The 13,032-nt window shown below is 36.7% G+C and carries 11 protein-coding genes; 8 read left to right on the top strand and 3 right to left on the bottom strand.

From position 1 onward, the window contains the following. Positions 1 to 88: 88 nt before the first annotated feature. Genes Q0972_RS08530 through tsaB form a run of 7 tightly spaced genes read left to right on the top strand, consistent with a single transcriptional unit; the run spans position 89 to position 7,862 of the window. Positions 89 to 790, top strand: a complete 702-nt coding sequence (locus Q0972_RS08530; protein WP_299364856.1) for an ABC transporter ATP-binding protein — start codon at positions 89 to 91, stop codon at positions 788 to 790. Next, positions 783 to 2,027, top strand: a complete 1,245-nt coding sequence (locus Q0972_RS08525; RefSeq protein ID WP_299364854.1) for an ABC transporter permease — start codon at positions 783 to 785, stop codon at positions 2,025 to 2,027. Before Q0972_RS08530 ends, Q0972_RS08525 begins: the two co-directional genes overlap by 8 nt. Before the next feature lies 1 nt (position 2,028). After that, positions 2,029 to 3,288 carry an ABC transporter permease gene (locus Q0972_RS08520; protein WP_299364852.1) on the top strand — a complete coding sequence of 420 codons (1,260 nt, stop codon included), beginning with the start codon at positions 2,029 to 2,031 and terminating at the stop codon, positions 3,286 to 3,288. Positions 3,289 to 3,306: 18 nt separating this feature from the next. Continuing rightward, complete coding sequence (locus Q0972_RS08515) at positions 3,307 to 4,467, top strand: HlyD family efflux transporter periplasmic adaptor subunit (protein WP_299364849.1); 1,161 nt, start codon at positions 3,307 to 3,309, stop codon at positions 4,465 to 4,467. A 50-nt stretch (positions 4,468 to 4,517) separates the two neighbouring features. Then, the gene (locus Q0972_RS08510; RefSeq protein ID WP_299364844.1) at positions 4,518 to 5,858 is read left to right on the top strand and encodes a TolC family protein; all 1,341 of its coding nucleotides are present in this window, start codon (positions 4,518 to 4,520) and stop codon (positions 5,856 to 5,858) included. A gap of 6 nt (positions 5,859 to 5,864) precedes the next feature. Beyond that, positions 5,865 to 7,175, top strand: coding sequence for an efflux RND transporter periplasmic adaptor subunit (locus Q0972_RS08505; RefSeq protein WP_299364842.1), 1,311 nt, complete (start codon positions 5,865 to 5,867; stop codon positions 7,173 to 7,175). Between the two features lie 12 nt (positions 7,176 to 7,187). Continuing rightward, a complete protein-coding gene (gene tsaB / locus Q0972_RS08500; RefSeq protein ID WP_299364840.1) occupies positions 7,188 to 7,862 on the top strand; it encodes a tRNA (adenosine(37)-N6)-threonylcarbamoyltransferase complex dimerization subunit type 1 TsaB in 675 nt (224 codons plus the stop codon). Here the strand turns inward: tsaB and Q0972_RS08495 are convergent. The 3 genes from Q0972_RS08495 to Q0972_RS08485 form a co-directional block, all read right to left on the bottom strand. Beyond that, the gene (locus tag Q0972_RS08495; RefSeq protein WP_299364838.1) at positions 7,859 to 8,671 is read right to left on the bottom strand and encodes a mechanosensitive ion channel domain-containing protein; all 813 of its coding nucleotides are present in this window, start codon (positions 8,669 to 8,671) and stop codon (positions 7,859 to 7,861) included. The two genes, tsaB and Q0972_RS08495, sit on opposite strands and share 4 nt — an antisense overlap. Before the next feature lie 76 nt (positions 8,672 to 8,747). Beyond that, on the bottom strand, positions 8,748 to 8,948 hold the full coding sequence (locus Q0972_RS08490; RefSeq protein WP_299364836.1) for a dodecin family protein: 201 nt from the start codon (positions 8,946 to 8,948) through the stop codon (positions 8,748 to 8,750). Positions 8,949 to 9,022: 74 nt separating this feature from the next. Beyond that, on the bottom strand, positions 9,023 to 9,925 hold the full coding sequence (locus Q0972_RS08485) for a NifU family protein (RefSeq protein WP_299364834.1): 903 nt from the start codon (positions 9,923 to 9,925) through the stop codon (positions 9,023 to 9,025). 182 nt (positions 9,926 to 10,107) lie between these two features. Between Q0972_RS08485 and Q0972_RS08480 the strand changes: the two genes are divergently transcribed. Beyond that, on the top strand, positions 10,108 to 13,032 hold a 2,925-nt coding region (locus Q0972_RS08480), incomplete at its 3' end, for a choice-of-anchor L domain-containing protein (protein ID WP_299364832.1).

Here is a 13,032-nt window from a genome sequence, read left to right as displayed (position 1 = left end):
TCGGGTTTACAAAAAGAAGTCTTAACAATTTGTTGGCACAAAAGCCTTAAGGTTTTTCTTAAAATTGCACTCGTTAACCATCCAGTCTATGATACACATTAAAGATTTGCATAAGTCTTACCATATGGGAAGCAATTCGCTTCACGTACTCAAGGGGATTAACTTTGACGTAAAAGAAGGAGAATTGGTTTCAATTATGGGTTCTTCCGGTTCTGGGAAGTCAACATTGCTAAATATTATAGGGATGTTGGATGAGGCAGATCAAGGCTCTTACACTTTAGATGGTGTCGTAATTAAAGATCTTAACGAAAAAGTCGCAGCAAAATACCGAAACAAGTTTTTAGGGTTTGTCTTTCAGTCTTTTAATCTTATCAACTATAAATCAGCTTTAGACAATGTGTCGATGCCATTGTATTATCAAGGGCTAAAGCGAAAAGAACGTACAGAACGCGCCATGTACTATCTCGAAAAAGTAGGATTGGCAGATTGGCACCATCATTTACCAAGTGAGCTTTCCGGAGGACAAAAACAGCGTGTTGCTATCGCTAGGGCCATGGCCAGTGAACCCAAAGTTCTACTAGCAGATGAACCAACGGGTGCTTTGGATACTACAACATCCTATGAGGTTATGGAACTTATTCAACAAATCAATGATGAAGGGAAAACTATTCTCATAGTTACCCATGAAGATGATATTGCACATATGACTAAGCGGATTGTAAACCTAAAAGATGGTGTAATTATTAACGATGAAAAAGTAAACCAAGTAAAAGCCAAAGCCCATGTTTAGTGTAGAACGGTGGCAAGAAATATTTGAAGCGCTTAATAAAAATAAGCTCAGAACATTTTTAACCGGGCTATCCGTGGCTTCGGGTATATTTATTTTAGTGATACTTCTTGGGTTTAGTAAAGGCATAGAAAATGGTGTGCGCTCTCAGTTTGAACAAGATGCCACCAATGAAATTTCCATTTGGACCAATGTGACTTCAAAAGAATACAAAGGCTTAAATCCTGGGCGACAAATACAGCTTACCAACGAAAGTTTTGATGCCGTAGTAAATAAGTATGGCGATTATTTGGAAAGAAAATCACCAATATATAGTATTTGGGGAGCACGAGTTAATTACAAAAACGAGTCTGGTAATTACAGGGTTAGAGGCACTAATGGCGATTATCAGTTTATTGAGAATGCCGATATAGGAAGTGGAAGATTCATAAGTGTGGCAGATATTGAAGACTCCAAAAAAGTCGTGGTCATTGGTAATAAAGTAAAAAAAGACCTATTCAAGGATGAAGATCCAATTAACAAGAATATTTCCATTTTTGATATGCCGTTTAAGGTGATTGGTGTTTATTTCGATCCTGGCGGTGAACGTGAGGAAAATGGTATGTATATTCCTATTTCAACAGCTCAGAAAGTATTCAATGCTGGTAATGATATCAGGTCGATGGAGTTTACAAGTAAAATGTCCGACAATTTTGATGAAGCCGTAGCATTATCCAAAAATGTTTCAGAGGCCATAGAAGCACAAATTAAACAAATGCATATCGTTGCACCAGACGATACAAGTGCAGTTCGGGTTTGGTATACCTTGGAAGAAGCAAAAAAGATTTATTCCTTAATAGATACCATCAGAGCTGTATTTTGGTTTGTTGGTATAGGGACCATTATTGCTGGTATTGTAGGTGTTGGTAATATTATGCTCATTATTGTAAAAGAGCGTACTAAGGAAATGGGTATTCGCAAAGCCCTAGGAGCCCAGCCTATGTCTATTGTTGGGATGATTTTACAGGAAGCTGTTTTTGTAACTATGTTTGCAGGTTTATTCGGTTTAATTGCTGGTCTAGCCTTATTAGAAGCCGTCGGTCCGCAGGTTAATAGTGACTTTATAAAGTATCCACAGGTAGATTTTCCGATTGCTTTAACAACCGTATTTTTGTTGGTTTTTGCTGGAGCTTTAGCAGGGTTTATTCCTGCTTACAGAGCGGCGAAAATTAGACCTATCGTAGCCTTAAGAGAAGAATAAGATGTTTAATAAAGAACGTTGGAATGAAATTCTAGAAGCTTTGAATGCTAACAAGTTTAGAACATTCTTAACAGCTTTTGGTGTGTTTTGGGGAATTACAATTCTCGTACTTCTGTTGGCACTAACCAACGGTCTTAAAAATGGTGTTACAGCGGACTTCGGTGATTTTGCCACTAATTCCATGTTTATGTGGACGCAAGGTACGACCAAACCTTATAAAGGACTCCCAAAAGGGCGTTATTTCAATTATAAGATAGATGATGTTGCGGCAATAAAGTCCGAAGTTCCAAATCTAAAATATGTCTCTCCACGAAATCAACTGGGAGGATTTAGAGGTTCTAACAACGTGACGAGAGGAACAAAAACAGGAGCGTTTGAAATTTATGGTGACTATCCGGAGTACATTAAACAGCAGCCTATGGATATTCTTCAAGGCCGCTTCATTAGTTATTCTGATATTAATACTAAACGCAAGGTATGCGTCATTGGCGTAGATGTTATAAAAGGACTCTATGATAAAGATGAAGAGCCGCTAGGGACCTATATTAAGATCAATGGCGTAAATTTTATGGTTGTTGGCACTTTTAAAATGGCGAACAGCCAAGGCGATAATGAACAAGATGCCAATACCATCTACATACCTTTCACCACATTTGGCCAAGCTTTTAATAGAGGAGATCGTGTAGGATGGATGGCCATTACAGCCAACGACAACGTTAGTATCACATCACTAAAACAACAAGTGTTCGATCTTATGAAATCTAGACATAAAGTCCATCCAGAAGATGAACGTGCCATCGGTCATTTCGATTTGTCAGAACAGTTTCAACGTATTAGTGGCTTGTTCTCTATTTTAACTGTGGTAGGATACTTCGTTGGAATTTTAGTCTTAGCTTCAGGCATTATTGGGATTAATAATATTATGCTAATTGTAGTCAAAGAGCGTACAAAAGAAATTGGCATTAGACGTGCTTTAGGAGCCACACCCGGCATGATAAAAGGCCAAATTTTACAGGAGAGCCTTTTACTTACTATTTTATCAGGAATGGTAGGTGTTTCTTTCGCCGCTTTGGTCATCTGGATTATGAATGCGCTTCTAGATAATGCAGGTCCTGTGGAAAACTTTGCAAATCCAAGTGTAGGCATGCAAGTCGTGTTTGTAGCATTAGTCATACTAATCGTATCCGGACTTTTGGCAGGTTTGATTCCCGCCAGTAGAGCCACAAAAATGAAACCAGTAGACGCTTTGCGTACGGAATAAAAATAATAACATCAAGACATGAAACGAACAAAAACCATCATCTTTTTAACATTAATTGTAGTAGCCTTTACTGTGGCATTGTACTATTTGTGGAAAAAGAATCAAGAAGACCCAGTTAAATACACTTCAGAGGAACCTACTGAGGAAACCATAGTTGTAAAAACAGTGGCCACAGGAAGTATTGTACCTAAAGAAGAAGTTTTAATTAAACCCAATATTTCAGGAGTAGTTGATGAGGTTTTCGTAGAAGCCGGAGAATATGTAAACCAAGGAGACTTAATTGCGCAAATTCGTGTAATTCCTAACGTATCCAACCTAACAAGCGCCAAAAATAATATAGCTTCAAATCAAACAGCATTACAGACGGCCGAAATAAACTATAAAACCCAAAAAGCTATTTTTGATCGTCAAAAAGAATTATTCGATAAAGGTGTCGTAGCAGCTAATGATTTCGATCAGGTGAATAACACATATCTTCAAGCTAAACAGCAGGTAGAACAAGCAAGGATAGATGTACAACAAGCGCGTCAAAATTACGATATCATTAAGACCGGAACCACATCTGGTCTGGGCAATATAGCTCAAACCCAAGTTAGGGCTACAGTTGCCGGAATGGTATTGGATGTTCCTGTTAAGGCAGGAAACCAAGTCATAGAAGCTAATAACTTTAATGAAGGCACTTCAATTGCATCACTTGCCGATGTTAAGAAAATGATCTTTGAAGGTAAAGTAGATGAGAGTGAAGTCGGAAAAATAAAAGAAGGTTTACCATTAGAAATTACAGTCGGTGCGATAGAAGATGTAAAATTTGATGCCGTTTTAGATTATATAGCGCCAAAAGGAGTTGAAGAAAATGGAGCCATTCAGTTTGAAATTAAAGGCACACTAAAAAAGATGGATTCTACATTCATAAGGGCTGGTTTAAGTGCAAATGCATCTATTATCCTAGATAAAGCAGAAAACGTATTAGCAATAAAGGAAGCTTTAGTACAATACGATGATGAAACTAAAAAGCCATTTGTAGAAATTGAAGTAGGAGACCAAAAATTCGAAAGGAAAGACATAGAATTAGGTATTAGCGATGGTATTTTTGTTGAAGTTAAAAGCGGTGTTTCAAAAGAAGATAAAATTAAAGTTTGGAACCAATTACAAGGCGTACCAAAATATGCACAGCAATAATTTTAAGAATTAGTGTAACACTTAAAGATTTATAGAGACAAATAGACATCATGAAAAAATCAATCATAATAACATTACTTCTTTTTGGAGTTATTGGACAAGCACAAAATAAAAAATGGACACTCTTAGAATGTGTTAATTATGCCTTGGAAAATAATATATCCATAAAACAAAGTGAGTTGGATTTAGATTTAGCTGATATTGCCAAGAAAGATGCCATTGGAAATTTTTTGCCGAACTTAAATGCTAATGGCGATTTTGGTAGTAATACAGGTGCAAATATTAACCCTGCGACAAACCAATTCGAAAATAACACTTTTGAGTCTGCAAATGGTTCTATAAGCTCAGGGATAAACATATTTAATGGTCTATTGAATTGGAAAACATTGCAAAGAGCAAAACTAAATCAAATAGCTTCACAATATAGCTTGGATAAAATGAAAGATGATACCTCACTATTTGTAGCAAATTCTTTTTTGCAGATTCTTTCAAATAGAGAACAGCTCAGAGTTTTAAAAGGCCAGAATGAAGTAACTAAGGAAAACATAAGAAATACTCAAGAATTGGTAGACGCTGGGGTGTTGCCACAAGGTGATTTATTAGAGATTCAGGCAACCAATGCAACCCAAGAACAGCAAATTATCACTGCAGAAAATACTTTATTTATATCAAAGCTAGGATTAGCCCAAACACTTCAATTAAAAGATTATCTAAATTTTGATATAGCAGATGATGATTATACTTTAGTCTCTGCCGATATATTGGATAAAACTCCATCAGAAATTGCAGATAAGGCAAAGGTAGAAGTTAACGACGTATTGATTGCTCAGGCTAACTTAGATTTAGCAGAAAAAGATCTACAAATAAACAGAGCCAGTTACTATCCAACACTATCAGGTTTTGTGCAGTATAGAACACGTTGGGCTAGTACTCAGTTTGATCCACTTACAGGCGAAGAAATTGGTTTTATTGACCAGTTGCAAATTTTTGACGGTACAGCTGTTGGACTTCAGCTTAGTGTACCTATATTTAATGGGTTTAATGTAAGAAATAATGTTCAACGAAGTAAGGTAGCTATTGAGCGTCAAAAATTTCAACTAGAACAGACCGAATTAGATTTAGAATCAACCGTATACCAAGCCTATAATGATGCTAAAAACTCTAAGAAATCTTACGAGGCAGCTTTAAAAACTGAAGAAGCGCGACGGTTAGCATTCGAATATGCTAAAGAACGATATGATGTTGGGCTGTCTAATTCTTTTGATTTTAACCAATCCAGAACTGCTTATGAGAATTCCCAATCGGATGTGGTTAGAACAAAGTATGACTATATTTTTAGACTTAAAATTTTAGAATTCTATTTTGGTTTGCCCATAACCAACTTAAATTAATATAAAATGAGCAAAACAGTAAAGATTATATTAGGAATTGTTGTCTTGTTGCTAATACTTATGGTAGTAGGATCTAAGATGGGGTGGTTTGGTAAAAAGGGGAACTTTAAAGAAGTCATTGTCAAAGAAGTTTCTTTAAAAGAAATAGTAGAGACCGTCTCGGCTACAGGTAAGATTCAACCAGAAGTTGAGGTAAAAATCTCTTCTGAAGTATCTGGAGAGATTTTAGATTTACCTTTCAAAGAAGGCCAAGAAGTAAAGAAAGGTGATTTGCTAGTGAGAGTGAACCCAGATTTAATACAATCGGCTTTAAATAGATCTCAAGCATCATATCAAAATGTAAAAGCAGGCTTAGAACAAGCTGAGGCTAACTTAAGGCAGGCAAAAGCAGATTACGACAGAAATAAAAGCCTTTTTGAAAAGGGAGTTATCTCCAAGGCAGATTGGGACAGAGCTTTAGCAACTTACGAAACGGCAGAAGCGACTAAAAGTTCAGCATATTACAATGTTCAAAGTGCAGCGGCAACAGTTAATGAGGCAAGGGATAATTTATTGAGAACTACTATATATGCACCTATGAGTGGAACCATATCTATGCTCAATGTAGAACTTGGGGAACGTGTAGTAGGAACGCAACAAATGGCAGGTACAGAAATTTTAAGGGTAGCTAACCTAAACAATATGGAAGTTGAGGTTGATGTTAACGAGAACGATATTGTAAAGGTAAATATTGGAGATTCTACAATAGTGGAGGTCGATGCTTACCTAAAGAAAGAGTTTAAAGGAATAGTGACAGAAATTGCAAATTCGGCCGCTGGTAATTTGGCAGCGGACCAAGTCACCAATTTTAAAGTCAAGGTTAGAATATTAGAAGAATCCTATCAAGATTTAACGGAAGGTAAACCAGATAACTATTCACCTTTTAGACCGGGAATGACAGCTACAGTAGATATTATAACAAAGATCCGAAATAATGCTATTGCAGTACCTATCAGTGCTATAGTTATAAAAACGGACACAAGCTCTACCAAGAAACCCTATGGCAAAAAATCTGAAGTTGAAGATGATGATGAACCTGAAAAGGAAGAAGAAAAATTTGAATGTGTATTTGTAAACGATAACGGTAAGGCTAAACTTAGAGTGGTTGAAACCGGAATTCAAGACGATACTTATATTGAAGTTGTTTCTGGACTCAATGATGATGACAAAATAATCACAGGGCCCTACAATATGGTTTCTAAAACCTTAAAGCCAGGAGACCTTGTTGAAGAGAAAAATAAAAAAGAAACAACTTCTCAGGAAAAAGAAGCGGAATAATAGTATACCTTAATGGCCTTAGTGCTAAATATAGAAACAGCAACTACTAATTGTTCAGTCTCTCTGTCTAAAGATGGGGAGACTTTAGTTTTAAAGGAAGATAATAGTCTTGAGTATTCCCATGCAGAACTATTACACGTTTTTATTAAAGACGTATTTAAGACAGCTAATATAGCATCAAATGAAATTGACGCAGTTGCTGTAAGTAAAGGACCAGGTTCTTACACGGGGCTTCGTATAGGTGTCTCCTCATCGAAGGGCTTATGCTATGCCCTAAACAAGCCCTTGATTTCAATTTCTACATTAGAGAGTTTGGCACATCAAGTTAATATTGAAGAAGGGTTTATAGTTCCTATGTTAGATGCAAGAAGAATGGAAGTATACTCTGCTATTTATACATCCCATTTTAAACAGTATAGAGCAATAAAAGCAGAAATTATTACTCAAGATAGTTTTAGCGATCTTCTTAGCAATGATAAGGTCTATTTTATTGGCAGTGGCGTTCAGAAAACGAAAGCTGTAATAAAACATCCTAATGCTTTTTTTGTAGAAGGTAAGTTGCCATCAGCAAAAGAAATGGCTTTGCTTTCTGAATTAAAGTATAAAAAAAGCGACATCGAAGATGTCGCCTATTTTGAACCTTATTATTTAAAGGATTTTGTTGCAATAAAAGGAAAAGCACATTAACCCTGCTTTTGTATTTCGACTTGATGAGGAAAAGGTATTTCGATACCAGCTGCATCTAGAGCGATTTTCATGTTTTCGGTAACATCAAAATAAACGTCCCAGTAATCGTCTACATTACACCAAGGTCTAACGGCAAAATTGACAGAACTATCGGCCAATTCCAAAACGGTTACTGCTGGCTCGGGATCCTTTAAGACTTTTGGGTGAGACGTTATAACATTCATCATCACCTCTTTAGTTTGCTTTATATCAGAATCATAGCTTACACCATAAACCAAATCTACACGTCGTGTGCCCTCAGATGTATAATTAATAATGTTACCATTAGACAAGGCACCATTAGGAATAATAATCTCTTTGTTTGTCAATCCGGTTAATTTAGTAGTGAAAATTTCTATTTCTTTAACTACACCTAACTCACCTTGCGCCTCTATTAAATCTCCAATCTTAAAAGGCTTAAATATCATAATTAAAACACCACCAGCAAAATTACCCAGAGATCCCTGTAAAGCCATTCCAATTGCTAAACCAGCTGCGGCTAAAATGGCTGCAAATGATGTCGTTTCAACCCCTACTGTACCGAGTACAACCACCACTAGGATAACTTTTAAAATCCAGCTTGTGAGGTTTGTAAGAAATTTTTTGAGGCTTTCATCATATTTACCTTTATTCAATACTTTTTTAATTCCTTTAAGAATAAGCTTAATAATCCAGCTTCCGACAATCCATATCAGAATTGCTGCTAATAATTTGGGTGCAAACTCAACGATTAGGTTATAACCTTTATCAATCCATTGTTGTGTGTCCATGTTGGTTTAATTAATTTTGGTTTGAATAAAAAACTCGACTTTTATAGCCGAGTAAATTTATAGTTTTGATTTGAATTTATTTAACTTCAAAAGTCAATTTTAAGTTAACTCTAAATTCGGTGACCTCATCATCATTAACAATTGCACTTTGATCCTGTACATACACAGAACGAATGTTTTTTAGAGTTTTTGATGCTTCTTTTACTGCCTTTTTGGTAGCATCTTCCCAACTTTTATCAGAATTAGATAATACTTCAATAACTTTTAAAACTGCCATAATACTTTATTTTACTTGATTAATGTCTTTTAGAAACTTAAAAAACTAAAAAGTCACTTAAAAGTTAGTCTATTTTAGCCGTTAATTGCATTCACAGTTATTGAATCGTCGTTTAGCATCTGTTTTAGCATACTTTCTATGCCGTTTTTTAGAGTAAATGTAGAAGAAGGACAACCACTGCAAGCACCTTGAAGTAAAACTTCAACTTCTTTAGTTTGCGAATCGAACGATCTAAACTCTATATTGCCACCATCACTAGCAACTGCAGGTTTAACGTATTCTTCAAGAATATTGACAATATTTTTAGAAATATCGTCTAAATTCTCAAACTTTTTCTCAATGGCTTCTTCAGTTTTGTTTAATTGTTTTGGGGCATCATCGTTTAAGACAGTCTTGCCTTCCTCTATATAAGATCTTATAAACTCCCTTAGTTGAAGTGTAATTTCTTCCCACTCTATAATATCAAATTTAGTAATAGAAACATAATTCTTCTCCATAAAGATATTTTTAACAAATGGAAATTGAAATAATGCTGTAGCAAAAGGTGAAAGCTTGGCCTCTTCTATAGACAAAAATTCATAAGTACTTGGAACTAAAACTTTATTAGATACAAACTTTAAAACAGCAGGATTAGGAGTACTTTCGGCATAAACTGTAACAGCGGCTTTTGGTTTAATAGCGTCTTCCGTTAAAATGATACCATCATTAGATAGGTAATTTTCGATTTGCGAAGCCACTTCATCCTGTACATCACTCCAATCTACAATATCATAACGTTCAATGGCTACAAAATTTGATGCGATATATACTTTCTTAACAAATGGTAAGTAAAACAACTCTTGCGCTAATGGAGAATGTTTTGCTTCATCAATATTGTTGAATTCAAAGCTATTGTGGTTTGTTAAAAATCGATCGGCTTCAAACTTCAATATGGTATCGTTTGAAGTTGGAACTATGGTAATAATGGTCTTTGACATCTTTTTTTTGCAAAAATAAGAAATATCAAGATTAAACGTTAATCATGTATATTATGTTTTGTGACTAAATTCTTAAGTCAATTCATATAATTTGATTAAATTTCGTCCTCATTTATATAAACGAGATAAAATATGAGTATGTAACCATATTTTGAAAATCGTTAAATGAAGACTCGCTAACTATGAAAAAGATAATTTTATTCGCCACCCTATTAATTTCAGTTATCGGATTTTCTCAGGATGTTTCGATGCAAAACGGAACATTTATCCGCTGTGCACCCGATAAATTTTTTGATTCTGGCGGTCAGTTTGGAAATTATGGGAATAATGAAGATTTTACTCTTACTATTTGTCCGCAAAATGCTGATGAGTTTATAATACTGGATTTTGTACAATTCAGTACACAGCTTGATGACGACATTTTAACTATTTATGATGGCGATGATACTACCGCCAATGTTCTTGGCTCATTTACAGGAGTAACTTCGCCAGGAAGTATATCGGCAACATCTGCAAACGCTACAGGCTGTTTAACAGTTACATTCACATCAAATGGTTCAGGTAATACTCAAGGATGGGAAGCAAATATTATATGTGCGGTCTCATGTCAGACCATTACAGCTTCAATAGATAATACAATTCCCGCAGAAACTGCGCCTAATATTGTTGAAATTTTACCAGGAGAAACAGTAGAATTTTTTGGTAGTGCTACATTTTCAGAAGATGGTGCCAATGCAACATACTCTTGGAATTTTGGAGATGGTAATACCGCAACAGGGACAAACGTCTCCAATACATTCAATAATCAAGGGATGTATACAGTAACATTAACCGTTCAAGATGACAACCCAGTAGGGTGTCAAGATAGTATATCCTTTTTTGTAAATGTTTTGCAAGCAATAGTATCTGTTAATAACTCAGCATTCCCAGAATCTTCAATGTCCCCTTCAGAATTGATTGAAAATGTTCTTGTTTCAGGAGGGTGTTCTTCAGTGGATAATTTTTCATTTCAGGTCAATGGTTTGCCTGGTGATACAGCAACTAAAAGTTATGGTTATTTTACTAGAGGAGGTGCTGTTAATTTTCCGTTTGAAGAAGGTATCATACTTTCAACTGGTATAGCAGCAGAGGCAGGCAATGTTGTTGATCCACTTCTGGTTTCAAATGATAATAATCAGCCAGGTGACACTGATTTAGAAAACGCATTAGGTTTTACTGCTGGATCTACTAACGATGCAACATTCATAAAATTCAATTTTGTTCCGACGCAGGATAACATAAGCTTTAGATATATAATGCTTTCGGAAGAATATGATGGTAATACGGAGTGTACATTTGCTGATGGTTTTGCCTTTTTGTTAAGAGAAGAAGGAACAACTGCATACACTAACCTGGCTGTATTGCCAGATGGAACACCGGTAAATGTTACAAATATTAATAACTCAGGTAATTGTACCGACAATCCGGCTTTTTTTGAGGGTTATAATATTGGCGATACCAACTATGGTGGAAGAACGGTAGTATTAACGGCTTCAGCTACGGTAGTACCAAATACCACGTACGAAATAAAACTCGTTGCAGCCGATGAGGGTGATTCCGTTTGGGATTCTGCTATTTTTTTAGAAGCAGGAAGTTTTAATTTAGGAGGAGAATTAGGTGATGATATTACCATTGCTGCAGGTAATGCAGCATGCGGAGGGAGTACAATTACCTTAGATACTGAAGCATCTACTGGTACACATACATGGTTTTTTAATGGTGTTGAAGTTCCTGGTGAAACAGGTCAAACTTTAGACATTGATCAACCGGGAACCTATTCTGTTGATGTGGTTTTTGCACCTGGTTGTGAAACATCAGATAGTATATTAGTAGAGTTTAAACCAAGTCCAGTAGCAAGTCCTGCAGAGGATTTATCAATTTGCGACGCTGATGCAGTAGCTGAGTTTGATTTATCAGAAAACGATGATAATGTTTTGGGCGGTCAAAATCCAAATGATTTTTTAATATCCTATCATCTCACTGAACAAGACGCCATTGATAACGTCGGAGCTTTACCGACGAACTATACAAACACTTCAAATCCACAAACCATTTGGGCTCGTATAGCTGAGACTTCACAAGAGTGTTTTGATACCACGTCGTTTCAGTTGTTATTTAGTGACCTTACAATAGATACTACTATTAGTCCATTACAAGTTTGTGATGGTGAAGTAGAAGACGGAATAGGAGCTTTTATTCTTACAGATAGAGACGCTGAAGTTATAGGAACAAATAACCCTGATAATGTCAATGTGACGTATCATTTAACTCTTGCAGATGCAGAAAATGACGCCTCACCTTTAATATCACCTTATAATAATGTCACTCTAAACAACCAAACAATTTATGTACGCTTAGAGGATAATATTAATGAAGAATGTTTTGGTACTACAACCCTAGATTTGGAGGTTTTGGCGAATCCTTTTGCGATCATGCCTAGCCCACTATCGGTTTGCGACGACGACCTTGACGGTCTGGCGGAGTTCGACCTTTCCCTTCGTGTTGGCGAGGTCATAGGCGCGCAGACGAGCGTAACGGTGACTTTCCACTCAACAGAGATAGGAGCGATGACGGATACTGAGGTACTCCCTGTGCTCTATACGAATACGGATGCCGGCGGTGAGCTGGTATGGGTGCGCGTAGAGAACTCTTCGGGCTGCTATGCCACGACACAGCTTCAGCTTATCGTTGATCCGCTGCCTTCGATTGGGGACATAAGTCCCTATGAGCTCTGCGATACAGACAATCCCGGCGATGGACAAGAGGTTTTTGATCTATCGACTAAGGATGCCGAGATCCTCGATGGCCAGGCCAATGTAGAGGTGAACTATTATCTTGATCAGGCAGGCGCTGACACGGGCACTGGAGCCATTACTGGACCGTATACTAATACTGATAGTCCCCAGACGATCTTTGTAAGGTTGGAGGATATGGGCACGGGCTGCTACACTACGACGACGTTTGAGCTCGTCGTCCACCCTTTGCCAGTTTTTGCAGAGCCCGATCCCTTGGAGGTCTGCGACGACGGTGTTCCCGACGGTCTCACATCGATCGACCTAACGCTGCGC

This window comes from Winogradskyella sp. (assembly GCF_028282165.1).
Lineage (GTDB): Bacteria > Bacteroidota > Bacteroidia > Flavobacteriales > Flavobacteriaceae > Winogradskyella.
This window is presented reverse-complemented; position numbering and strand designations above follow the sequence as displayed.